The organism is Psychrobacter sp. S1-30-MNA-CIBAN-0213 (assembly GCF_040309845.1).
Classification (GTDB): Bacteria; Pseudomonadota; Gammaproteobacteria; order Pseudomonadales; family Moraxellaceae; genus Psychrobacter.
This window is the reverse complement of sequence record NZ_JBEOPE010000003.1, coordinates 233517-257743: the sequence shown is the minus strand read 5'-3', so window position 1 is coordinate 257743 and position 24227 is coordinate 233517. Positions and strand designations below refer to the sequence as shown.

The 24227-nt window shown below is 41.5% G+C and carries 19 protein-coding genes; 8 read left to right on the top strand and 11 right to left on the bottom strand.

Going from position 1 to position 24227, the window contains the following annotated elements; genetic code table 11:
• Window positions 1–32: 32 nt before the first annotated feature.
• Window positions 33–5777 (bottom strand): Ig-like domain-containing protein, encoded by a 5745-nt coding sequence (locus AAEY87_RS04550; RefSeq protein WP_350656106.1) that lies wholly within the window; start codon window positions 5775–5777, stop codon window positions 33–35.
• A 484-nt stretch (window positions 5778–6261) separates the two neighbouring features.
• On the opposite strand from AAEY87_RS04550, the gene rpmB reads away from it, so the two are divergent.
• Together rpmB and rpmG are read left to right on the top strand one after the other, a co-directional pair.
• Window positions 6262–6498: a 50S ribosomal protein L28 gene (gene rpmB, locus AAEY87_RS04545; RefSeq protein ID WP_068037487.1), complete on the top strand. Its 237-nt coding sequence runs from the start codon at window positions 6262–6264 to the stop codon at window positions 6496–6498.
• A 39-nt stretch (window positions 6499–6537) separates the two neighbouring features.
• Window positions 6538–6693 carry a 50S ribosomal protein L33 gene (gene rpmG, locus AAEY87_RS04540; protein ID WP_068037488.1) on the top strand — a complete coding sequence of 52 codons (156 nt, stop codon included), beginning with the start codon at window positions 6538–6540 and terminating at the stop codon, window positions 6691–6693.
• Window positions 6694–6836: 143 nt separating this feature from the next.
• Here the strand turns inward: rpmG and AAEY87_RS04535 are convergent, their stop codons facing one another.
• From AAEY87_RS04535 to fghA, 6 genes are all read right to left on the bottom strand, one after another.
• Complete coding sequence (locus tag AAEY87_RS04535; protein WP_068037491.1) at window positions 6837–7148, bottom strand: hypothetical protein; 312 nt, start codon at window positions 7146–7148, stop codon at window positions 6837–6839.
• Window positions 7149–7320: 172 nt separating this feature from the next.
• Window positions 7321–7632: a hypothetical protein gene (locus tag AAEY87_RS04530; protein ID WP_068037494.1), complete on the bottom strand. Its 312-nt coding sequence runs from the start codon at window positions 7630–7632 to the stop codon at window positions 7321–7323.
• Window positions 7633–7699: 67 nt separating this feature from the next.
• Window positions 7700–8050, bottom strand: coding sequence for a hypothetical protein (locus AAEY87_RS04525; RefSeq protein WP_068037496.1), 351 nt, complete (start codon window positions 8048–8050; stop codon window positions 7700–7702).
• Between the two features lie 51 nt (window positions 8051–8101).
• The gene (gene rpe / locus AAEY87_RS04520; protein WP_350656105.1) at window positions 8102–8794 is read right to left on the bottom strand and encodes a ribulose-phosphate 3-epimerase; all 693 of its coding nucleotides are present in this window, start codon (window positions 8792–8794) and stop codon (window positions 8102–8104) included.
• A 197-nt stretch (window positions 8795–8991) separates the two neighbouring features.
• Complete coding sequence (locus AAEY87_RS04515) at window positions 8992–9240, bottom strand: TIGR03643 family protein (RefSeq protein WP_350656204.1); 249 nt, start codon at window positions 9238–9240, stop codon at window positions 8992–8994.
• A gap of 379 nt (window positions 9241–9619) precedes the next feature.
• A complete protein-coding gene (gene fghA / locus AAEY87_RS04510) occupies window positions 9620–10510 on the bottom strand; it encodes an S-formylglutathione hydrolase (protein ID WP_068329225.1) in 891 nt (296 codons plus the stop codon).
• Between fghA and AAEY87_RS04505 the strand changes: the two genes are divergently transcribed.
• Window positions 10509–10715, top strand: a complete 207-nt coding sequence (locus AAEY87_RS04505) for a hypothetical protein (protein WP_068329228.1) — start codon at window positions 10509–10511, stop codon at window positions 10713–10715. The genes fghA and AAEY87_RS04505 overlap by 2 nt on opposite strands.
• Window positions 10716–10946: 231 nt before the next feature.
• Here the strand turns inward: AAEY87_RS04505 and AAEY87_RS04500 are convergent, their stop codons facing one another.
• From AAEY87_RS04500 to ispH, 4 genes are all read right to left on the bottom strand, one after another.
• Window positions 10947–12425: a C13 family peptidase gene (locus AAEY87_RS04500; RefSeq protein WP_350656104.1), complete on the bottom strand. Its 1479-nt coding sequence runs from the start codon at window positions 12423–12425 to the stop codon at window positions 10947–10949.
• 215 nt (window positions 12426–12640) lie between these two features.
• A complete protein-coding gene (htpG, locus tag AAEY87_RS04495; protein WP_082785712.1) occupies window positions 12641–14659 on the bottom strand; it encodes a molecular chaperone HtpG in 2019 nt (672 codons plus the stop codon).
• A gap of 224 nt (window positions 14660–14883) precedes the next feature.
• A complete protein-coding gene (locus AAEY87_RS04490) occupies window positions 14884–15699 on the bottom strand; it encodes a thioesterase family protein (protein ID WP_350656103.1) in 816 nt (271 codons plus the stop codon).
• A gap of 515 nt (window positions 15700–16214) precedes the next feature.
• A complete protein-coding gene (gene ispH / locus AAEY87_RS04485; protein WP_350656102.1) occupies window positions 16215–17171 on the bottom strand; it encodes a 4-hydroxy-3-methylbut-2-enyl diphosphate reductase in 957 nt (318 codons plus the stop codon).
• A 252-nt stretch (window positions 17172–17423) separates the two neighbouring features.
• Here ispH and gmk point away from each other — a divergent pair, with 252 nt between their 5' ends.
• The 5 genes from gmk to AAEY87_RS04460 all read left to right on the top strand — a co-directional run bounded on the left by gmk (window position 17424) and on the right by AAEY87_RS04460 (window position 24198).
• Window positions 17424–18053 (top strand): guanylate kinase, encoded by a 630-nt coding sequence (gmk, locus tag AAEY87_RS04480; protein WP_350656101.1) that lies wholly within the window; start codon window positions 17424–17426, stop codon window positions 18051–18053.
• A gap of 170 nt (window positions 18054–18223) precedes the next feature.
• A complete protein-coding gene (gene rpoZ / locus AAEY87_RS04475; RefSeq protein ID WP_068037513.1) occupies window positions 18224–18484 on the top strand; it encodes a DNA-directed RNA polymerase subunit omega in 261 nt (86 codons plus the stop codon).
• Between the two features lie 444 nt (window positions 18485–18928).
• Window positions 18929–21127 (top strand): RelA/SpoT family protein, encoded by a 2199-nt coding sequence (locus AAEY87_RS04470; protein ID WP_068037516.1) that lies wholly within the window; start codon window positions 18929–18931, stop codon window positions 21125–21127.
• Between the two features lie 170 nt (window positions 21128–21297).
• Window positions 21298–21678 carry a RidA family protein gene (locus AAEY87_RS04465; RefSeq protein WP_068037519.1) on the top strand — a complete coding sequence of 127 codons (381 nt, stop codon included), beginning with the start codon at window positions 21298–21300 and terminating at the stop codon, window positions 21676–21678.
• A 231-nt stretch (window positions 21679–21909) separates the two neighbouring features.
• A complete protein-coding gene (locus AAEY87_RS04460; protein WP_350656100.1) occupies window positions 21910–24198 on the top strand; it encodes a primosomal protein N' in 2289 nt (762 codons plus the stop codon).
• Window positions 24199–24227 lie beyond the last annotated feature (29 nt).

The following is a 24227-nucleotide window of genomic DNA, read 5'->3' as shown; positions in this document are numbered from 1 at the left end:
ATGCTAGTCTTCTGAATAAAGATTATAAACCATTATTCAACTTTAATAACTTTAGAAAACCTAACTCCATTACTACCTACACTAACAACAGAGCCCAAACTAAAGGCTTGATTAAAGTCAACTGAATAGAACGGATGATTCGCACCATTATCTGTCTTAGCTTCTCTACCAATAGAAATCGTATAATTTTGACTATTTTTCGAACTAGATAACAAACTAACTGCTGTATAACCGTTGCTTCCTATTCTTTCGTCAACCTCAATATTCATACTACTTACACACTCTACGCCCCCATCGCCAAATGGACTAGTAGCGCCAATCCATGGCGACTCTACATTTGAGCCATTAATAGATTTATCACTCTCTGCAAATGGAAGTCTGTAATAAATACTTTGCTTATTTTCACTACCATTTAAGAAAGTAGTGGCATCAAAACGTACTTTGACCCAGTTTGAGTAGCGCATTGGATAGCGAATACTAAAGTCAGCGCGACCTTCTTCGTTAGTAATAAAGGTATAACCATCATCTGATACCGTACCACCGATAATAGCGACTGGATTGATAGTATCAAGTATACCGTTGCCATTAAGATCTTGGTTTTTATCTAAGGTGTAATTGTAGTTTGGATCTTTATCAAACGTAAAGTTATAATTTGGATCATCTTCGCTATTAATCCAGTCTGACTCAAATTGAATTAACTCTTTATCTTCCTTAACTAAAGGATCCGGTGTGGTTATAACACCGTTGTTATCAGTCGTCTCTCTTCCTTGGAAGGTCACGGTACTGTTTAGCAGACACACCTTACCTTGTGCATAATCAGTCGCATAAGACTTTATTGAAACTTCTTGATTCGCTACAGCACGACCTGAGCCATCCATAACAGATATCGAACCACGTACAGTATAGTAAATATCATCAGAAGATAATTTATTAGAGAATGCTAAAGTGGTATATACAGCCTCTTTCGATACAGTGATATTAGTGGTTTTACTACCAATATTACCGTTATCTTGCAGTAAGCGCGCATTAATAATCACACCACCGATAGGTGAACTTGCATTGGCTTGATAGACAACACGTGCCTCACCTCTGCTATTTGTCACTGCTGTCGCAGCCGACAAACGACCTGCTGAAGAGTCTGACGCACGACTAAAGACGACGGTCTGACCTTCGACTGGCACATCATTTTTATCTTTTACTGTAGCCACAATTTCAGTACTACTGCCTGGAGTAATAACAGATTTCACTGCTTGGAATAGCATTTTAGCAGGTGTCGTAGCACGGAAGCGTGTATCAACTGTCGTTTGATATTTAGGCTGACCATTAACATTTTCACCGAGAACTGTTGCTTGTAATACAGCAGTACCAGCAAGATTAGATTTTAGCCATACTTTCACGGTAATGATATTACCTTGAATATCAGTTTGTTTAATAGGCTTAGTTACAATAACCTTATCAGTGAACTTATCTAAATAGTTCGGAATTAAGCTACCAATAGTCGTTTGCACTTCAACTTCTTTACCTACAAGAGTTGCCGCCTGTTCTGCACTATCAGCACGAATTTGAACATTAATTAATTGTGGCTCATCGACATTGTAAACGTTTTCAAGATTAATAAAGCTGATGCCCGCTTGAGAAATCTTAACCAACTCAATACTATTTGGACTACGCTGAGTATTGATACTATTTTCACCCAAAGCGCGAGCAAATACACGTAAATTACCATTGCTATCAAAGCTCAAATCAGCTTCGTTAACATTAAATACTGCTTTACCATCTGCATTGCTAATAGCAGTTGCACTAGAGTGGATAACATCACCGTTCGCGTCGACTAACTCCATACCAGCATTGGCAATAGCACGTCCTGCACCATCTACTAATGTGGTCGTGATAGTAGTAGAAGCGCCATCTTTTAGATTAGCTTCTGTAGCTGTAATAGTAATCTCTGTACCGATAGCTGATAAGCTTAATGACTTCTCTTCACGCACTTGCATGCTGATTTTGCCATCTGCATCGTATTGTGGTGTAACGATTTTAGCGTTAATCACTACACTATGATTTAGACGCGAATTAATAGAATTGGCTGCTAAGATGACGCCGACATCGATCTGACCATTAGCATCAGTGGTTACCATGCTTGGTGTGGTTAAAGCCGCACCACTAGCCTCTAAGTCTTCAATACTTAGCTGTACAGGCACCCCTACCAAAATACCACCATTACTGTCCGTCACACGGAAGGTAGCATTAGTCTGATCACCCCCAGTGTTTAGAGTAGACTTATCAGAGGACGCTATGAGCTGATAACTATCAATCGTAGCAGTATCTACTGCAACGATATAGTTCTGTATCAAATCAATGTTTTCAGCCGTGGTAGTGGTAGCCGTTAGCTTGATACCCGCTTCTAGAATCGCTTGGTTGACTTTAGCATCGTCTATAAGCGTGAGATCAAAGGTTGCTACGCCGTCACCATTAGTTGTAGCGATGTTATTACTAATAGTCACGCCAGTTTTGATAGGATCATTAACATTTAAACGAACTTCGCGATTGCCGATACTACCGTCGTTATTAGCAACTCGTACAAAGACTTTAAATGTATCGCCTTTAGTGTTGACGACTTTATTAGCACCAATGGTTAAGTTTTCTTGTGTACCGTCGGCAGTTGGTCTAACTGTTGCGACACTACTGGCTTGAGTTACGATAGTATTGTTTCTGTCAGCAGCAGATAGTGCTATAGCGAAACTGTTTCCAATAGCATCTTTTTGTGCATCAGTGAGATTGTTTGGCGCGGCGATAGTAAAGGTAGCGCGACCCGAATTATCAGTGATTTGCGAGCTACTCGATACAAGTGTGATACCTTGACTAGCTACAGCAGCTGGTAAAGCTAGAAATACTTTTTGTCCGGCAACAATATTATCAGCCTTATCTTGTGCCGTCACTACGATTTGGGTCTCACCACCATTTAAATTAAGCGGATTTGACTGATCGTTGATTAACGAGATCACAGCAGACATAGACTTTACTTGAATCTTAACTTGCTGAGTCTTATTAGTTAAGGTCTCAGTTAACGTTGCCGTTAATAATTGCTTACTTAGCGCATCTCTTTCTGCATCAGATAAGCCGTTTTCTACAATGACCTCAAAGTTAACAACACCATTACTATCAGTATTGGCAGTAATACTTCCCGACCCTGCCTGTCCATTGACTATTAGCAACCTTGCTAACGCTTTGTTATCTAAAACGAAGCTGACAGGTTGATTAGCAATCAAAGTCTTATTAGTTTGATTGCTAAGCTGAGCCTGAATAAGTGTATTATCACCCATGTTATTAAGTTGATAGTCGACTTGATTACCAGTGTCATTATTAGTGTTTAAGATATTTAAGGCTACACTTGGTGTAGTGAGCTGCACCTTTTGTGCTTGTTCATACGTAACACCGTTTTCCACATAAGACAGTTGATAGCTAATACCTCTATTTTTAAGGTCAGCACGCTCAGTGATTGTTAAGTCAGCTGGTACATTTATAGTAAATACCACCTGACCATTAAAATCTGTATTTTGAGTAATTGGGGTAACAGTAACACCATAAGTGTCAGCTAAATTATCTAGCTTGATCGTTACTTGTTGGTCTCTAATAGCTTGAGTAACATCCTGCTTAGAAACCAATTTAACATTAACTTGACCGGTACCACCTAACTGACTAATACTTGGGTTAATAATAGAACCAAATTGAATACTAGTAGCTGGCCGTTTAATATCAATTTTCTGATTAATTTTAGATTGTGTACCATCATTATCAGTCAAAACAGCTGTGTAGTTAATACCCGATTGAATCAGTGCATCACGTTGCAATAGAGTTAGGTTTGGATTTATCTGGATAGTGAATGATGCCATACCTGCATTATTGGTCATCTGTTCATTACCAACAATAGTGACTCCTTGAGCCTTGTCAAGAATGAGTTTCACTACTCTGTCGTTAGCAGCACTGCCATCCATACGCTTACCAGAAAGCTGTAATGTGAACTCATTATTTAACGGGGTAATGACGCTGGGTAACGTACCTAAAAGTGAAAGCGTAATATCACTCTTACCAATGTCTGAACCTATTGTAATAGGCTGACTGCTAACACTGCTACCAGCACCTGAGGCCTCAGTGGCAGTAGCTGTTAATATAAAACTACTTGTTTTTTCTAGTTTTTCTTTTTGTGATACAGTCAAACCTGTTGGAACAATAACAGTATAACTAACCATACCCTTGGCATCAGTATTCTGCTCAGCAGCTCCATTAAATGTTAGCAAACGTGCATCTGTTAAAATCTTTGGTAAACTAGCAGTTACCTTTTGATTAGCAATAGCACCACCATTTTTATCATTCACACGAAAGCTAATTACCGCTGTACCACCTGAACTTGAAAGCTGTTTTTTACTGCTATTATCGAAGCTAATGTCATATTTTGCAGTTGGGATTTCAACCATACTTTTAACATTTTTTGCTGTGGTAGAACGATTAGGCTCAGATAAAACCACAGTGTAGCTAACGCCCTTTTCTACAATTTCTTTGCGCTGAGCTGCAGTAAGTGTAGGTGCTACAATTAGACTGACAACTGCTTTCCCTGTTGTATCAAAGGTAAAAGCCTCTGTGCTAAGCTTAACTCCAGTAACTGCATTATTAAGTTTGATTGTCCCTTTTGCCCCATTAATAGAGGTTGGTACTTTAGAGTTTTTAGCAGTTGCCGTGATAGTCAGTGACTTCTCATCTCCATAGGCATTAAGCACTACGTCCCTACCTTTCACATCTAAGACATAATCAGAGATAGGCAACGCTACAGTTAAGTTATCCGTTTCTTGCTTAGTAGCACCATTTTGTTCTTGGATACTGATTGCGTATGCAATACCTTCACCTTGTAGCAATGCATCACGCTCAGCTTTCGAAAGATTTTCATCTATTTTAATGCTGAAAGTTGCAATACCATCCGCATTTGTGACTTTACTACTGCCACCTACGATAGAGATGCCTTTGATATTATCAATACCTAGCCCAACTTTGACGTCTTGAACACGGGCACCCTTACTATTTTTGGCAATGACACTGAGTGTCGCTGTATCACCATATACATTTAAGACATTATTGGAGACCGAGCTAGTAGTCAACGAAGTACTTATATCAAGCTTACTTTCAATAACTTGAGTACCACCACCGCTGCCTTTCCTATTTACCGAAACCTTTAACTCCTGCGGTGCGACCGAAGTGCCATCCGCTTTGTTAGCAGTCGCCACTAGAGTAAAACCATTGGCTATCAGCTTATCTTTATCAGCAACTGCTTGCGGATTGAGCTTTAATGCATATACCGCGTTACCATCATTGTCGGTAGTCTGGGTACTCTGACCTTCGATAGTGATACCGTTATTTTCAGAATCTACTACTTTTAGAGTCACGGCTTTACCAACCATCGCTCCACCAGATACTTTCTCAACAGCTTTAACAGTAACGCTAAAGGCTGCTTGCTCATCAGATAACTCAATGATAGTAGGCGCTGTGTTCAGTTTTTGAATAAAGAAGTCCGGCTCAACGTCTGGCACTTGTTCATCGCCACCAGCATTGCCATTACCGCCAGTACCACCACCTGTTCCAGGTTGCGTAACACCTAAATCAGGTGCAGGTGCAACAGAATCTACTGTGTCACCATCGCCACCCCCACCACAACCTGCTAAAGCCAATGCGCAAGTCAAAGATGTAAATTGAAACAGCTTAGAAGTAAAAGGTAGCGGGCTATATGACATTTTTTGGACTCCGAATCAGCAATGATGTATTCGAGAAGATAAGCAAGAATCGTTCCCAATCTACAAATATATGAGCAAAAGTAGATAAGGTTACCGTATGTTTACTATATATATAAAGTGTATTAAATTTCTAACAGCAACTTTACTGACTTTTGTTATAAGTTACAACTAAAAATTATACCTACGGGTTAAGTAATCGATGACATACGAACGTAGATTCAGGGTATAATAGGTGACTTTTATGACGACGATTATCACAAAATAATTTGAATGTTTACTGATTTTATGGTATAAATGTCGGCTTTAAAATTTTCTGAATTGGTCAGTCTGTTATTTGCCTTTAGATGACAGCGAAAACCAGCTCAACCTTCATATAGTTTTGTTTGGTGCAATGGTGCCGCTTGCTGTGTCCATGCCGCAAATACGCGCAACTTGCCCAGACTGGTATGAGAATCCCTCATACCTCATAGATCAGGAGTTCGCCATGTCTAGAGTTTGCCAAGTGACTGGAAAGCGCCCTATGGTGGGTAATAATGTTTCGCACGCAAACAACAAAACCCGTCGTCGCTTTCTACCAAACCTTCACAACCATCGTTTTTGGGTAGAATCTGAAAACCGTTTTGTACGTCTACGTATATCTACTAAAGGTATGCGCATCATTGACAAAGTTGGTATTGATAAAGTGTTAGCAGATTTGCGCGCACAAGGTCAAAAAGTTTAAGCCACGCGCTTGTCTGCCATCATTTAAAGGAAAGCTATCATGAGAGATAAAATCAAGTTGGTATCAACTGCTGGTACTGGGTATTACTACACCACTACTAAAAATAAGCGCACAATGCCTGGCAAAATGGAGATCAAAAAGTTTGATCCTAAAATTCGCCAACATGTGATCTTTAAAGAAGCAAAAATCAAATAATTTGTATTTTTTATAGAATGATTTTTCTATAAATAAAATTATTTGAACAATAAAAAAGGGCCTATCAATTGATAAGCCCTTTTTTATTGTCTGCAATTTATATCTTATTATAAATAAATTGCCTTAAGTTCAATCATAGCCTGTTAGCTATAATTCGTAGGTTCTTTATCGTAGACATGCGCATGCCACTGACTCATCTGCTTTTGCATAATCACTTGAATAGCTGCATGAATCATATGCTGACCGATAGCTTGAGTATCACTACCAAGCAACTCTTTAAGCTTATCAGAAAAGTCGATGGTCATTAGTGGTGCTTCATCTTGTTCAGCATCACGCAACAATAATCTACCGTCATCTGCTTCTACCAGTTCAAGAGTCGTCTCTTTAGCAAATCCTGCAAACTTATCTTGGGTATCGTTGTCTACTTCTATCTCATTATCAATATCATATGGCATTTAATGTATCCTCAATTATACCGTCTTGTCATTGCATAGAGTTTTACGTCTCAAGACAACATGGGTAAATGTATCATACTCATACAATGGACGCTTTGACCCTAGAATTCAAGAGCATTAACGCAAGTCTTATAAATAAGCCGATATTGACTACGTCATAATAACTGTTCAATTAACGCCAGTAGCGCAATTTGGCTAAGGTAAATAACAAGGCGACGAACATACCCAGATAATACATGAGTTTTAACTCTAGCGTCGGGTCACGATATTTAAATGGCAGTGCGACGGCGGCAGTAGCGGTGGGAAATATCAACAGCATCAGTAGCCAGCTCTCAAAAACATGTAACCAGCCTTGGAACCCTTCGCCATGACTCAGCGAAGCTAACCCTAACAATAGACAAGCAATAATAAGGCTAGTGAACAAAACATTAGGTAAATCTTTTGGGTAAATAATATTCGCAATACGGGTGGGCATAATTTGCATATAAAATTCCAGTCAAGACTAAAATCATGACTTAATAATGATAAAAAATTTATGAATAATGTGAAATTTAGCTATAAGTGCCCATCAACCATAGCAATGAGATACAAGAAGTCAGATAACCGAGACTTATCGCATTCCAGCCCGCAATGTCAGTACCATTCAACTTGTTGAATACACGCGCACCAAGCCAAAAAAGTAACGGAATACCGAGCACAAAAGCAGGTACTATTACCGCCGCATGGCGTAACACATCTCCGACATCATCCCCCACCATTAAGCGAAAACCATATCCAGCAAGGCTCAGTATCAACGAAAATATCGCTAAGCCAATGGTAATTCCTTTGGGTACTAAACTGCGTTTTTGTTGTCGATTAGACGAACCCTTATCGTCTTGTACTGGTGAGGTTGGCTTATCCATAATGCACCTTTTTGTGACGTAAGACTATTCTTACCTGTATCACTATAATGGCTATTTGCTGCTATTTACCAAAGCTAACTCTTGACGCATGGCAGTAATAGCTGCCTGATAATCATCTTGATTAAAGATAGCAGAGCCAGCTACAAACATATCAGCACCAGCCTCAGCGATAGCACGAATATTACTCGCTTTGATACCGCCATCTACCTCTAACCTAATATCACGGCCGCTAGCATCGATACGCTGACGGACTTCGCGCACTTTACCCAAGGTACTTTCGATAAACGACTGCCCACCAAATCCTGGGTTGACGCTCATCAGTAATATTTGATCGACTTTATCCATTACATAATCTAAATAATGCAGTGGCGTGGCTGGGTTAAGTACCAAACCACATTTAGCCCCGCCGTCTTTAATCAGTTGCAAGGAGCGATCAACATGTCCACTAGCTTCTGGGTGAAAAGTAATAACGCTAGCACCGGCTTCTAAGAACTGCTCAATCATACCATCGACTGGGCTGACCATTAGATGTACGTCAATGGGTGCATCAATACCATAATCACGTAACGCCTTACAAATCATACTACCAAAGGTCAGGTTCGGTACGTAATGGTTATCCATTACATCAAAATGTATGACGTCGGCGCCTGCTTTTAGAACAGTCTCCACTTCTTCGCCCAAACGCGCAAAGTCAGCAGATAATATTGAAGGGGCGATTAGATATTGTTTAGAAGGGCTAATCATAATTGAGCTACCTAATTAATGTTTTGATAAATTGATAAGTTTGGTAAATTGACAAAAACGAGAAGGCTTACCTCAACACTATTAATGCTAGATAAACCGATAAACTTTCTATTCTAAAAAACAATGCCTTAAAAGCTTATTCTTCGGAGACTTGTGCCTCGAAAACTGATATCTTAAAAATTACTGTCTTAAAACTACTATCGTGGCTTATATTGGGTTTTGCAATAGGCACGGCCTACTTCAAAAGGTCGTTTCGCTTGATGCTTAGTAGAACGACCGGTTACACGTTGGCGCCATAGACGAAAAGATGAGGGTTTTAGCTGTTGACGCATCAATTTAATGACGTTAGCTTCACTAAGTCCATAACTGTGCTCTATAGCGCCAAAAGGCGTTCTATCTTCCCATGCCATTTCTATCACACGTGATATTTGCGCGGCATCCAGTATTTTATCAGCTGCTAAATTATCTGGTCTTGACTGCAACTGATCTGAGCTCACAATATCTAAGCTGAGCGTATCTTTGGTCTTATTACTGGCTGCTCGTTTTGTGCGTAAAGCTGTCTCTATGTCAGCCTGCATAGTAGCAAGTGATGATTGTATATTCTGTTGCTGACTATTTAAACGTTCACCTATGGATGACGCTTGATGATATACCATAAACTTTTACCTTTTGCGTATTAAGCATTTAATTAACCAAGCCCTATTTTATATCAATAACTGAGCTTGGTTAAACTATCCGCTAAGCCGTCTATCTACAGCACAGTCACAAAAATCGCTTTATAAATAATAGTTTAGGGTAAATTTACAGATAAGCATAAGGGTGTAACTAGCTCAACTGCGCCATACGCCAATGATGCTCGATATGATCATTAATCACGGTTTGAATAAAGTAATAGCTGTGGTCGTGACCTGCTTGATAGCGTAGTGTTAACGGCTGTTTGGCTTCTTCACAAGCTTTTTGTAGTTTGGACGTTTGTAGCTGACCTTCTGCTAAGAAGTTATCATCGGCACCTTGATCAACTAAGATACTTGAATACTTGCGACCAGCATTTTTAATCGTCTGCGCTGCATCAGCTTGAGCCCACAGATCGTTATCATCACCGAAATACTCGGTATAAGCTGCTTGACCCCATGCTGACTCACTGGCTGCACACACTGGCGATAGCGCTGAGACACTGACAAACTTACTTGGGAACTTAAAACCTAGTAGCAGCGCACCATGACCGCCCATTGAGTGGCCTGTAATACCGAGACTACTAATGGCAAACTCAGAGCGAAGCAAGTCATACAACTCATCTACGATATAACTTTGCATATTGAAGTTTTCGGCCCACGGCGCATTAGTTGCATCGACGTAATAACTTGCGCCTTGACCCACAAAATAACGCTCATCGTTCGGCACTTCGTCATCTTCGCTACTTCTAGGAGACGTATCTGGTGCAATAAATATCATGCCAAGCTCGCTACATCTTTGCTGAAAGTGCGCTTTATGAGTAACGTTATCGGCGTTACAAGTCAAACCTGACAAATACAATATGGCGGGGCAAAGCTTTCCTGCAAGCGCTTCATCTGGCAAATAAATACTAAACGTCATTGGCGTTTTGGTCGCGGTTGATTGGTGACTATAGTAATGCTGTTCACCGTCAAAGCAGCGGTTCACGCTTTTTTGCGTGAGCTGGGTGTTGGCAGATAGATTATTATTGTAAGAATTATTCATGATTGATATCCTTTTTATCGAAATTAGAACAAGTGATGCTTATAAAAATTATGCAATGAGACAGTTACGCAATAAGACCATGATACCATTTTCAAAAATTAAAGGAGTGCTGAAAAACAGGAACGCTGAAAAAGGGTGCACGTATCAACAGCAATTAGGCAAAACGAATAATAAGAAATCTCAAGCAGTAAGACTTCATAAATAGTGTAGTCAATAATTTTTATAGAAACAATTTTTAGGATGAGCTGGAGCCAAGGTGATTGCTATAACATATAGTCAGTTCGAAATAAAATCGATACTTTAATAGCCACATGCTACTGGTATAAATTTTTATTGCGTGCTGTTCGCAAGCGTGACAGAGGCTGCAAAAAATTTACCCCAGCAGCACTGTATCGGTTTTAAAATGATCCAATTATAGAAAATTAGCGTTTATCTTCTACTCTGTAGTAGACGTAGCAGGATTCTCCAGCTTATCAGTAGAATCTTCAGGGATAATATTAATAGGGACAGCAGTATTGTTAGTGATGTTCGCTACTGAGGAGCGCGTCTTATCAAATAACGTCTTTTCAAATGCAGGCAAGGCGGTTTTCATTAAGCTACCGACGACCATTTGTGGCTCTGATGACTCAAAGCCCATAAAGCTTTCGCGCTCACTAACACGTAGGCTGGCATCCTTGAACGCTGCCGCAAAACTGGTGTTTTCACGTAAACTTTCCGCAAAGAAGGCTTGACCAAAATAGGTCATTTCAGCCGTATTAGTACAACCAAACGACATTTTATCGGCTGCTGAAGCGGTAATAACGACAGTCGTTGGTGACGTTAGCTCATCAATGAATGAACCAGAATAACAGGCTGATACCACGATCACGCGCCAGCGAATGCCTGATGCGTCAAGTGCCTCTCGTAGCCATGCGGCATCTAGATTATCCATCTCTAGTGGAGGGTTGGATAAATGAATAAAGTCTTGGTCACCATGCGATGATAAGGTCATAAATAACACATCTTCATCAGCATCCATTTGCTGACCGATTTTTTTCAAGCCTTGTAAAATACTAGTCTTAGTCGCCACTGGCTCATCTAACCAGCTATAAGTATTATTAATTAGCGCCAGTGAATGGCCACTGGTTCCAAAGCGCACATCAAACAATTCTCGCACTTTATTAATTTCAGAGCGAAAGACGTTTTGATCAGAGAAGCCTGCCACACCCATGAAATACCAATCACTCTTACCAGGCATACTTGGGTCAATACTGGCTAATGCTTGCTGCAATAAGCGTGGCTGCTTATAAAGTGCCGCTTCCTCTAAAATAGGCTGTACAGGTATTTGCTTAAAAATAGGTTGATCAGCGACATTACGCTGCCAAATAGTCAATAGTGCCACAGCGCCTATCAGTATAATAATCCGCTCCCACCACGGTGTACGTTGCCTACGAGCAAAGATCCACAATAATGCTAGCGTTTGCCATAAGAACAGTACTAGAAACAATATCGGTAAAAATGAATAGCTCCATTCAGGTAACCAGCCGTGACTGCCTAAAACTTGCACAATGCTTTGTAGCAGTGCAGATAACGTGTCGGCCACTAACCATAGCACTACTGGTACGAATACCAGCATCTGGTTGCCAGAACGCCTCGCAAGAATAATACCGACCAAAGAGATGATTGCGGGCCAAATCAAATAGCTGACCAATCCTTGTTCATTGAAGACACTACCCGCTTCAGCAGCTAACCAAGAAAACAATACGTTGCTGCCTAGCGCTAATAAGGCGAATAAGGCAAATTGTACAAAGGTTGGTTTTACCCAAGAAAACGCACGGGTCGACCCTACCAACATCCAAAGGGCAGCGATAATATTGGCAGCGAAATTGAGCGAGAAACGCTGAAGTGAAATGGTTTTTAGCGACGAGAGTGGCAAAGACTTAGACCTCTATCCAGTCGAGAGAAATGACTATCATCATACCGATAACATAACCTCATAGTTTATCCTGCTAATCTATCGCGATTGTAACGGATTGTCAGCTAAGACGATAAGCATAATTTGTAAAAATCCATATAAAATATTGACTTAAAAAGCGAATAAAAAAAGGAGGCCTTGAATTCAAGACCTCCTTTCACATCAGCTACTAGACATTACCGCATCAATAATTCATTGACACGTTTAAGATAAGCAGCTGGATCTTCTAACTGACCGCCATCAGCCAATAATGCTTGGTCAAAGATGACTTGCGCAAGGTCGTCAAACTGCTCACTACTCTCAAGCTTTTTGATAAGCGGATGATCAGGGTTAACTTCTAATGTTGGCTTACTCGCTGGTACATCTTGACCCATCTGCTGAAGCATTTGAATCATTTGTGGTGACAGCTCGCCTTCACCAACGACTAAGCAAGCTGGACTGTCTACCAAACGTGTTGAGACTTTGACATCTTTTGCACGTTCGCCTAACGCCACTTTAAGTTTATCGACAACTGGCTTCATGATTTCTTGTGCCTTTTCAGCTTCTGCCTTTTCTTCATCGTCCTGCAAGTCGCCCAAATCTACAGCGCCTTTAGCGATGTTTTGTAGCGGCATATCATCAAACTGAGTCAAGAAGTTCATTGCCCATTCATCGACACGGCTAGTCATTAAGATAACTTCGATACCTTTTTTCTTAAACAGCTCAAGTTGCGGGCTGTTTTTGGCAGCGGCTAAGTTATCAGCCGTTAGATAATAGATAGCCTTTTGACCGTCTTTCATGCGCGCTTTATAATCTTCAAAGCTAGTCTCGACCTTATCATTAGTGCTGGTAGCATAACGAAGTAACTTGGCAATACGTTCTTGATTGCCCATGTCTTCGCCAACACCTTCTTTGATAACATCGCCAAATTCTGCGTAGAACTGCGCGAATTTTTCTTGCTTGTCATTGTCTTCGCTATTGGCCAAACTTGATAGCATTGTCAGAATGCGACGCGCGTTACCATCACGAATAGATTTCACATCACGTGACTCTTGTAATAACTCACGACTGACATTCAATGGCAAGTCTGCTGAATCAATGACGCCTTTGACGAAGCGCAAATACATCGGTAGCAGTTGCTCAGCATCATCCATGATAAATACACGTTTGACGTAAAGCTTAAGACCATGCTGCTGTTCACGAGTATATAAATCTACTGGTGCTTTTTTGGGGATATACAGCAATTGCGTATATTGAACGCGACCTTCAACACGGTTGTGCGTCCAAGTCAGTGGCGCATCCATATCATAAGTAATGTTTTTATAAAAATCGACATACTCGTCATCTTCAATCTCAGACGCTGAGCGGGTCCAAAGCGCACTGGCTTTATTGATGGTTTCCCACTCATCGGTAAGTACCATCTCGCCGCCAGCTGGAGTATTGCTCGCCTCAGAGTCTTCGCCTTCTTCCTTTACATCTTCTTGCCAGACTTCTTTACGCATCTGAATCGGCAGGCTGATATGGTCTGAATATTTATTGACCAAACGCTTAATTTTGCCGCGATCTAGATAGTTATCTTCGCCTTCAGAATATTCTTCTTTTAGATGCAAAGTGATGGCTGTGCCACGCGCTGCTTTATTGATAGGCTCAACCGTAAAGCTACCAGTACCATCTGATACCCAGCGCACCCCTTTATCCGCGGGGTCGCCTGCTTTGCGCGATTCAACACTAATCGTATCAGCTACGATAAATCCTGAATAAAAACCAACACCAAACTGTCCGATCAATTGACCGTCTTGCTTTTGTGATTCAGACAGCTTATCTAAGAATGCTTTAGTACCTGATTTAGCAATCGTACCCAAGTTTTCGATGGCATCCGCTTCATTCATACCGATACCATTATCAGTAAAGGTAATGGTTTTGGCCTCGATATCGACTGCAATACGAATACGCAGCTCACCATCGTCTTCATAAAGACTATCGTCATTGGTAGCTTCAAAGCGCAATTTATCACACGCATCAGAAGCGTTAGAAACCAGCTCACGCACAAAAATATCGGCATTAGAATAAAGCGAATGGGTTACTAAATGCAGCAGTTGCGCAACTTCCGCTTCAAAAGTGTGTTTTTTTAATTCAGGGGTACTTTCATTAGCGTTACTGTTATTAGTATTGAGATTATCAGCGTTGTTATTATCCGCTTGGGTCTGTTCACTCATAAAAAACTCCTATTATTCGTACCAAAGATGCTGTTAGCAGCATATATTAATCACAAGAACTGCAAGTACTAGCAAATAAGCGCAGCTAATTGATAAAATCTGCGATAAATAATGCTAGGCTGGTTAATCAAATAGGGGCACGGTTAAAAATTTCAAGCATAAATGGTAGCTTTATTAAGTTTAAAGCATTATTTAACTTCTGTTTGCTTATAATGAATCACAGATTAGCGCGGCATCGGTCGAATAGTTAGGATTTGCTCGCTGCGACCAAAAGGCCCATGCACATCATGCAGTACTGCACTGGTAAGCCCTATTCCGTCATCACCATATTGCTGTACCGCTTCGATACCAAGCCAGCGACCTTTAGGTGCGCGGTGCATATGAATTTGCAAATCAGTATTGGGGAACATCCACTGGGCGGCTGACAGCTCTATTCCAAGCCGTGGCACGACGCCATTGGCCGTATCAACCATACCTAATAGATGTACCAAATCATCGGTTGATTCGCCTGCCACCATCTCGATATCATTGGTTATCCAAACCATACCTTTGCCCGCACGACGATCTGGAGAAGCAACCAAACGCACGCTTTCAATAAAACCGCCAGGCCAGCCTTTCATGTCGTCCCAAACAGGCAACCCATCTGGCTGATACAACGCCTTTTGATCTTCTAACCCTGCAACAACGCTAGTATCTTGAGTCATCAGTCGCCACGCACGAGCGATAATACAATCGCGGCCACGACTGCTCATTACTGCTTCTATTAGCTCGATGGTCTTGCCCGGACGAATGCAACGGGTAGTAACCGTAAACTCATCAAGCGGGATCAGTCCCAAGATATCAAGACTAATACGGGCAACGCGCATATTGGCTTGCGGTGCAAACTTTTCTAATTCGACCGCCAGTAACCCAGTCGCTGGCGCCATGTGTTGTTCATGTTCATTCCACGCACCTTGCGCATGCTCAGTTGGCTGATAATGCGCAACGCAGGTACCATCTGTTTGCTGTTCACGTTTTATAAAGTTGTAATAAGCTGACATAACCATCCTTAGTTTTTTATAAAATCTCTCGGACCAATCCATTGTTTCGATTGTTATGAGAAGTGGCTGTATGTAAAAAAACATCACTACGTTTTATTATGAGGGTTTATTAAATACACTCTAATAGTGTTTTTTGAACTCAGTATTTTTAGACTCAGTATTATTGTGTTACTCGTAGACTATTTGGGCGCTGGTTTACCTTTACGCCCTACCTAATAAGCTCTTGTTTTCTTATATAAAGAATCTTGCGACTCTTTATAATTAAGAATAACAAAAAGATCATAATCACAATTAAGGCACTATAAAAAAGACTATTGTCTTTCATAAAATGCACGATATTCAGCCCAAGCAACACGACAACCAATCCAATTACAAACATATTTATTTTCAATTGCTTGTTAACCTCGTCAAGAGTCGCTTCTGCTAGTACAAACCTTTTTTTCTGTTTTTTCATTCTACCTAACCTATTAGTAGATGGTTTTTGTTAAGCACTTTATTTTGAACGGGCTCTACCTCTACTTGCCTACTTGGGTAACCGGAATACGCAAGGCTTTTGGCAAACTAAAGGTCACGTTTTCCTCAATACCCGACAACTCACTAGGCAAATCACCGCCCCAATCTTGTAGTTGTTGTAGAACTTCTTGAATCAGTATTTCAGGCGCTGAAGCTCCAGCGGTTACCCCAACACTTTGAATCCCATCGAACCATTTACGATTCATCTCGCTAGCATCATCAATCAGATATGCTTGGCAATTCATGCGCTCTGCTAACTCACGCAGACGATTAGAGTTTGACGAGTTTGGTGAGCCCACCACTAAGACGACTTCACAGCGACTGGCCAAATCTTTGACCGCATCTTGACGGTTTTGGGTGGCATAACAGATATCGTCTTTGCGCGGACCTTGAATACTAGGAAACTTGTCACGTAATGCATCGATGACACGAGCGGTATCATCCATCGAAAGCGTGGTTTGGGTGACAAATGCCAAACGTTCAGCATTTTGCACTGTCAACGCTTCGACATCAGTTTCATTTTCAACGAGATGGATTTGTCCACCATGACGACGGTTAAAGCGCCCCATCGTGCCTTCAACTTCAGGGTGTCCGGCATGTCCGATTAGTACTGCGTCCATACCGTCTTGCGCAAATCTTGCGACCTCGATATGTACTTTAGTGACTAAAGGACAAGTTGCATCAAAGACAGTTAGGTCTCGACGTGTCGCTTCGTCTTCAACGGCTTTTGAAACTCCATGTGCGGAGAAAATAACGATTGAGCCGTCCGGCACTTCATCCAGCTCTTCGACGAATACCGCGCCACGATTGGCCAAGTCTGAAACCACAAACTTGTTATGCACGACTTCATGACGCACATAAATAGGGGGCTCAAAACGGGTCAATGCTTCGTTAACAATCGCAATTGCGCGATCCACACCAGCACAAAATCCGCGTGGATTAGCAAGATAAATTTGCATAAGGCAGCCTATCATTGGATAATTTAGATTCTAAAAAATTAGGGTGAAACGAATACTCTACTTTAGCATAATTTGCTTTTATTGCCTTTTAAAATACCACCGTTCCAGTCGTAATTGAACTGGAGAGGCGACTAACTAAAATAAAAGTATTAAAAGCAGTTTATAATTACCAAGCAATCATGCTTTGTATCACTCTACATGATGGCATTTTATCTTTTTACCAGCCTTTATCCGTTCATTAGGACACACTGTATGACAGGTTCATTATTTATCATTACTGCCGCCTCCGGTACTGGCAAGACCTCACTGGTTAAACAGCTACTTGCTACCACCAACGATTTGACTGTTAGTGTCTCTCATACCACGCGCGCTCCACGACCTGGCGAAATTGACGGTCAGCATTATCACTTTACCAGCATAGATATGTTTACAAAGGCTATCGGCGAAGGACAGTTTTTAGAGCACGCCGAAGTGTTTGGTAATTACTATGGTACTGCAGAGCAAAGCGTACGGGCACAGTTAGAAGCGGGCATTGATGTCATTTTGGAAATTGACTGGCAAGGCGCGCTGCAAGTTAAAAATATATTTGCTGAGGCAATCATGATTTTTATCTTGCCACCGAGCGTCGCTACGTTACGTCAGCGTCTATCGACACGTGCGACAGACAGTACCGATGTTATTGAACAGCGCTTAGCAGGCTCAGTTAATGAGATGTCACAGTACGTACATGCAGATTACGTGGTGATTAATGATAATTTTGAGGTTGCCTTGACTGAGCTAAAAGCCATTATCGTTGCTGACAGACAGACTTTAACACGTCAACAGCAGCGCTATAGTCGCGTTATTACAAACTTATTATCAGGCTCGCCTGACCAATCATAAGCCTAATATCCAATCTTATATCCTCTAAAAGATTAGACGTAAAAAGCAACTGCGCGTTTGGGTAAATAAATGCTATAATAGCCAGTTATTACCCCTTATATTTTTGATACTATTTTTATCGAGTTGCGGACAATGTCCGTTACTGATAAAAACAACCGAGGTAGCTATCTATGGCACGAGTGACGATTGAAGATTGTTTGGAAAATGTTGATAATCGCTTTGAATTGGTATTAGTTGCCAGCAAACGCGCTCGCCAGCTGGCTAAAGGTATTGCTGAGCCGCTAGTAGAAGTTGACAATGACAAACCTACCGTATTGGCGCTACGTGAAATTGCCGCTGGCAAGATTACTCGTGATATCCTAAATCAGCCGGAGCATACTTTTGCGACCAGCTCACTAGATTTAGCATTATCGGGTGATCATAGCTTTTAGAGCTGTATAATCTTGATTTTATTTAATCTGTAGCAATATAATTTATATTACAGTTTGAATTGAATGCTATAACAAAAACCACAGTGTCATGCTGTGGTTTTTGCCGTTTAAGTCCAATAGGTAATTCCAGTATAATTTTCTAAACGATTGTCAACAGTCGTTACTCGGAGATAGCTGGTATCATTTATTATTACTTAAAGGTTTTTAAATTGTCTACTCGCTTAGTAGTTGACATTCAACGCAATTTACGATTAATTAGAGGGTGGCGTAGTGATAATGAAGATGAAAAACAGTAATTTTCGAGCTTGCCTATTTTCAAATAGCACAATCTTTTAAAAGCATTATCGTCCAACCAATATTTAAATAGCATTGTTCTATTTAACGTATAGGCATTGGGCAAGTAGCTTCTACCAAAATCGTAACGAACAATAGGATCGCCACTCTATGAGCCAAACCTTACCCAAACTCAGTCACTATTTGGTTGATGAAGCTCAGTATAATTTACTGCGTTCGGTTGGGTATCTATGTGCAGCTGAGCGCCATGATATTATTGATGCCTGCGCATTTGGTGATGTTGCGCACATAAAAGACAAGCGCAAGTCAGGAGAGCCTTATATTACGCATCCTATTGCGGTCGCTGAAATATTAGCTGGCTTTCGCTTAGATCGGGATACTATCATTGCAGCTATTTTGCATGATACAGTCGAAGATACTGAGGTTAGTGACGAGCAGCTTGAAGAGCGCTACGGTAAGATAGTCGCAAGACTGGTCGATGGGGTAACCAAATTAAAATCCTCCACTCATAATAAGCAACAAAATAAAGCCGCTACCTTTCATAAAATTCTCACCGCCACTTTGAACGATCCACGCGTATTAATTATCAAGCTTGCCGACCGTTTGCATAACATGTCTACACTTGATGCCGTTCGCCCTGAAAAGCAACGCGCTACTGCTCAAGAGACTTTAGATTTTTATGTACCATTTGCACGCTTAATGGGGCTCAATGATATTGCCGATTATATTGAAGTCTTATGTTATCGCAATCTTAACTCTGATATGTATAACAAAATATCTGACAAACTGTTACAGCATGGTCTTGGACGTAATTTTCAAAGGGAAGCTATTCATCGCTATCTGACTATAGTACTCAATAATTTAGAGCTTGGTGGACACGTAAAAGTATTAGACAACCGCGTGGTTATATATCGACAATTTTTCCGTAATCGCGGTGAAATCAATGCCCTGCTCCGTCATTATGCTTTTGAGATTGTGCTCGATAATATTGAAGCTTGTGACAAGCTGGCTTATTATTTGATCAAAAAATACCAGATTGATGATTCTCATATTGAAGACAATATTCGCAGACCGCTACCTGGTGGCAATCAGTCGCTCACCCTCATCTATGAGCGTGATAACGACTGTGTCAAAGTAACTATTTTAACCAAGCAGATGCAGAGTGCGGCAAGACTTGGCGTAATCGGAGCAGAACACGCCTCTGACGTTAGTCAATCAGTCATTCAAGCTTCGTTACGCAATATGAAAGACTTGGTCGATGAAGACACTTTAGATGAAAACAGTCCTGACTTTACGGCGGCTGTCTCTACCATTAATGAGCTGATGGATTATTTGCATTCCAGTAAAATCATTTGCTATAGTCCGCAGGGACGCGCTTATGAGCTACCGCAAGGTGCAACCGCACTAGATTTTGCCTATGCGGTCGGTCCTATGGTCGGAAACGTCGCCGTCGGTGCAAATGTCGATGGCAAAAAAGCCAAGCTTGGTACGGTTGTGAAAAATGGCCAGCTGGTTGAAATTGAAGTCAATAGCCACTCAGAACCAAAAGCTGAATGGCTTGGTTTTGTGGTCACCAACAAAGCACGTGAAGAGATTTTACGTTGGTTTAAAGATTTATCCGCCGCTGACAAGCAGCATCATGGTCAACAAGCTTTAGATCGAGCGTTAAAAACTTACCAAAAAAATCTTGATGATTTGACTGATAGCGATTGGAAAAACTTAATTGAATGGCGCGGCTTACCAGAAAAGAGTGCTCTATTTGAGCAGATAAGTTCTGGTACACTACTACCGCAGCTTGTAGTATCACGCTTATTTAGCGATGAGGTAAGCAATCTACAAGTACAAGGACATAATGACGATATGACGCAGCCCCAACAGCTGATTGCCAATGCTGCAGGTGTTGAGATTGATTTTGCCAATTGCTGCCATCCTATCTATGGCGACCCTATCGTTGGGCATTTATCAAAGCATGGTCTGGTTGTACATCGACATAAATGCTTCTCACTGGACGATATTCGTAAAGACAATCCTTATCAGGTCATACAATTGCGCTGGCGTAGTGATAAGGGGATAAAACAAGGTGAGGCAGTTGAGCAAAGCGGGAAAGAAGGCGGAAAAGTTCGTTTTCCAGCTTATCTAAAACTATCTATCGCTCTTAGCGACGAACAAATCACTGAAGTCATCTACCACTTGCGTCAGCTGAATATCGGCGTCGAAACGGTCGATGTACGTAGCAGTGATACCATTGTTCATATTATTGTCCGTAGCCGCGATCACTTAGCGCAAGGTATTCGTGAGCTGCGCTCTTTATTGGGCTTTCCTAATATCGTACGCCTATATCAGCTCTAAAAACATTTATAACAATTATCTAAATTTTTATTGATTAGGGCGTATCCTAGATAATCTGTCAAAAAATCGATACTTTTAGCCTAAAATTTTAGAAAAATTCAAAACAATGCTAGACTCTTCTGCTAACTTTTTAGCATACTAAACTAATGAACATACAATAAGGATATAAAATGAGCCGTCAAACCATCCAAACTGATAAAGCTCCTGCAGCCGTTGGCACCTATTCACAAGCAGTTAAAGTGGGTAACACTGTTTATATTTCAGGACAGCTTGGTTTCGATCCTGATACGATGGAATTACGAGACGGTTTTGAGGCGCAAGCGAAGCAAGTATTTGCTAACTTGAAAGCCGTTTGTGAAGCAGCTGGTGGTAGCTTAAATGATGTGGTTAAGTTTAATGTATCTTTAACTGATTTAAGCGACTTTGCCGTACTTAATGAAGTATTCGTTGAAAACCTAAGTGAGCCTTACCCTGCCCGCGCTGCCGTACAGGTTGCTGCATTGCCTAAAGGTGGCGTGGTTGAGATTGAAGCTATTTTATATATTGAGTAACGTTATATATTGGATTAGGCCGTGTCACCAATTAGCACATTGGTACATTTAATGGTCTTAAAATATTAAGTCAAAAAAGTTACTGCTAAAAAACTTCTAGAGTAAGCCCAAATATAGCTATTTGGGCTTATTGCTATTATCCTCATCAATATCATTTTCTAAATCTCTAAAAGCTAAATATAAAAGCTGGTTATCTAAAGGCTATATATCTAAACGTTGGGAATGCATTTTATGTTGGTACAAGTTGCTCTACCCGTGCCCCTTTATCGGGTATTTGACTATAGCGTACCGGCAGATGTAAACGCCTTATCAAGCTCTTCTTTACCTCATGTTGGTAGTCGCGTCGAGGTATCATTCGGTCGTCAGACTCTAGTCGGTATTGTAGTCGCTCATATCTCGGAAGCTGATAGCAGCGTACCCACGAATAAACTAAAACCCATTAATAAAAGCTTAGATGCTGAGCCTATTTTAGATGCCAGTATGTTAAAGCTGGCCTATTGGCTTGCGCGTTATTACCACTATCCGCTCGGTGATGTCTTAGCAGTCATCTTGCCAAGCCTAGTTCGTCAAGGCAAGCCACTGGACTTACTCATTACCCATTGGCGAATTTTGGCGAATGCGAGCGACAACGACTTTCGTGCCAATGCAAAAAAGCAAAAGCAGCAGTTTGATATGCTCAAATTACATGGCGAGCGCGGTGCAAGTGAAGACGTACTCTTATTGGAAGGTATGGAGCGAGCTTTTTTAAAAACGCTAGAAGATAAAGGTCTTATCGAGCGCTATATTGAGCCAAAACAAGCGCCATCTCCTGTCAAATTAGCAAAAATGCCACTCGATCTCAATGATGAGCAACAGCTTGCCGTTGCAGCCATTGTTACCGCCCATGAAGCTGAACGCTATACAGGATTTTTACTAAACGGCATTACCGGTAGTGGCAAGACCGAAGTCTATCTACAAGCGATGCAAGCTGTATTAGAAGCTGGCAAGCAGGTTTTGATTTTAGTGCCGGAGATTGGACTGACCCCGCAGACGCGTGCGCGTTTTGCCAGTCGCTTTGCCGCTCATATCGTCTTACTGCATTCAGGCATGAACAATACTCACCGCCTACAAGGCTGGCAAGATTGCCGCACTGGTCATGCTCAAATCATTATCGGGACGCGTTCAGCGGTACTATATCCTTTTAAAGATTTAGGACTTATCGTCGTTGATGAAGCACATGATGGTTCTTATAAGCAGCAAGATACACTGCGTTATCATGCTGCCGACGTCGCGCTTTATCGTGGTCTGCAATACAATATCCCAGTCGTGCTTGGTACCGCTACCCCTTCTCTTGAGCATTTAAAACTGGTCGATGACGGCAAGTTAGTAGAGTGCCAACTGCTTACTCGTCCTGGCAATGCCAAACCTGCCATGATGCAGCTGATTGATGTGCGCTTGCAAAGTACTCATCAACAAATGACGGATGACGGCGCGCGCTTTGATACAGGTTTGACCGATGCATTGATTGGTGCAATACGGCAAACACTAGAAGCTGGTAATCAAGTATTGATATTCTTAAATCGTCGCGGTTATGCCCCTGTCTTATTGTGTGAGGCTTGCGGTTGGCAGGCGGACTGCCCGCGCTGTGATGCCCATTTAACCGTTCATTATAATAGCCAAGCTCAGCATAGCAATTACTCAAGCAACTCATATCTGAAATGCCATCATTGTGATTGGCAAGCTTATATTCCTACTGTTTGCCCTGATTGCAGTAGTCAAAACTTAGATGCCAAGGGTATGGGTACCACAAGGCTGAGCGAAAACCTACACGCTATCTTTGCCAATCCGCAAACCAGTAAAGAGCTGTATCCGATTATTCAAATCGATCGCGATACTACCAGGCGTAAAGATAGCTGGGAGAATATTTATCAGCGTATCAATCAAGGCAATCCTGCTATCTTAGTCGGCACGCAAATGGTCGCCAAAGGTCATCACTTTCCCAATGTCACCTTAGTTTGTTTGCCCAATGCTGATCGTGGCTTTTTATCAGCAGACTTTCGCTCGCCTGAACATACCGCTCAGCTAATGGTTCAGGTGGCAGGCCGTGCTGGACGCGGTGATAAATCTGGTCGCGTACTGATTCAAACGCTGCAACCAGATAATGAGCTATTATTAAAGCTGGTGAAAGACGGTTATCTGTCATTCGCGCGTGAGCTATTGCAAGAGCGTAAAATGATGGGATTACCCCCTCATAGCCACGCCGCACTAATACGCTGTGAAGGCAAAACCCTTGCGGCTACTACTCAAGCCCTTAAAGATGCCATTGCCAATCTGCCTCATGGGCACAACCTCGCCGTACTTGGTCCTATCGATGCACCGATGAGTAAAAAGAACAGCCGTTATCACGCACAATTGCTGCTCTTAGCAAAAGATCGGCAGCAATTACACCATGTATTAAATCAATGGTGGCAGCCAGTACTCGCCTTGCCCAGCGCCAAATACCTGAAACTTACTTTAGACATTGATCCTGTTGGTTGGTAGTCTTAGAGCGTATCCTCAATCTGAACATT

Excerpts from the sequence above, each read along its gene's own strand:
- AAEY87_RS04465 (WP_068037519.1), top strand. The coding sequence starts at position 21,298 with ATGAGCCGTCAAACCATCCAAACTGATAAAGCTCCTGCAGCCGTTGGC.
- AAEY87_RS04490 (WP_350656103.1), bottom strand. The coding sequence starts at position 15,699 with ATGTCAGCTTATTACAACTTTATAAAACGTGAACAGCAAACAGATGGT.
- rpe (WP_350656105.1), bottom strand. The coding sequence starts at position 8,794 with ATGATTAGCCCTTCTAAACAATATCTAATCGCCCCTTCAATATTATCT.
- AAEY87_RS04460 (WP_350656100.1), top strand. The coding sequence starts at position 21,910 with ATGTTGGTACAAGTTGCTCTACCCGTGCCCCTTTATCGGGTATTTGAC.
- AAEY87_RS04525 (WP_068037496.1), bottom strand. The coding sequence starts at position 8,050 with ATGGATAAGCCAACCTCACCAGTACAAGACGATAAGGGTTCGTCTAAT.
- rpmG (WP_068037488.1), top strand. The coding sequence starts at position 6,538 with ATGAGAGATAAAATCAAGTTGGTATCAACTGCTGGTACTGGGTATTAC.
- fghA (WP_068329225.1), bottom strand. The coding sequence starts at position 10,510 with ATGAATAATTCTTACAATAATAATCTATCTGCCAACACCCAGCTCACG.
- AAEY87_RS04550 (WP_350656106.1), bottom strand. The coding sequence starts at position 5,777 with ATGTCATATAGCCCGCTACCTTTTACTTCTAAGCTGTTTCAATTTACA.
- rpmB (WP_068037487.1), top strand. The coding sequence starts at position 6,262 with ATGTCTAGAGTTTGCCAAGTGACTGGAAAGCGCCCTATGGTGGGTAAT.
- AAEY87_RS04535 (WP_068037491.1), bottom strand. The coding sequence starts at position 7,148 with ATGCCATATGATATTGATAATGAGATAGAAGTAGACAACGATACCCAA.
- AAEY87_RS04530 (WP_068037494.1), bottom strand. The coding sequence starts at position 7,632 with ATGCAAATTATGCCCACCCGTATTGCGAATATTATTTACCCAAAAGAT.
- rpoZ (WP_068037513.1), top strand. The coding sequence starts at position 18,224 with ATGGCACGAGTGACGATTGAAGATTGTTTGGAAAATGTTGATAATCGC.
- ispH (WP_350656102.1), bottom strand. The coding sequence starts at position 17,171 with ATGCAAATTTATCTTGCTAATCCACGCGGATTTTGTGCTGGTGTGGAT.
- AAEY87_RS04470 (WP_068037516.1), top strand. The coding sequence starts at position 18,929 with ATGAGCCAAACCTTACCCAAACTCAGTCACTATTTGGTTGATGAAGCT.
- AAEY87_RS04505 (WP_068329228.1), top strand. The coding sequence starts at position 10,509 with ATGATTGATATCCTTTTTATCGAAATTAGAACAAGTGATGCTTATAAA.
- htpG (WP_082785712.1), bottom strand. The coding sequence starts at position 14,659 with ATGAGTGAACAGACCCAAGCGGATAATAACAACGCTGATAATCTCAAT.
- gmk (WP_350656101.1), top strand. The coding sequence starts at position 17,424 with ATGACAGGTTCATTATTTATCATTACTGCCGCCTCCGGTACTGGCAAG.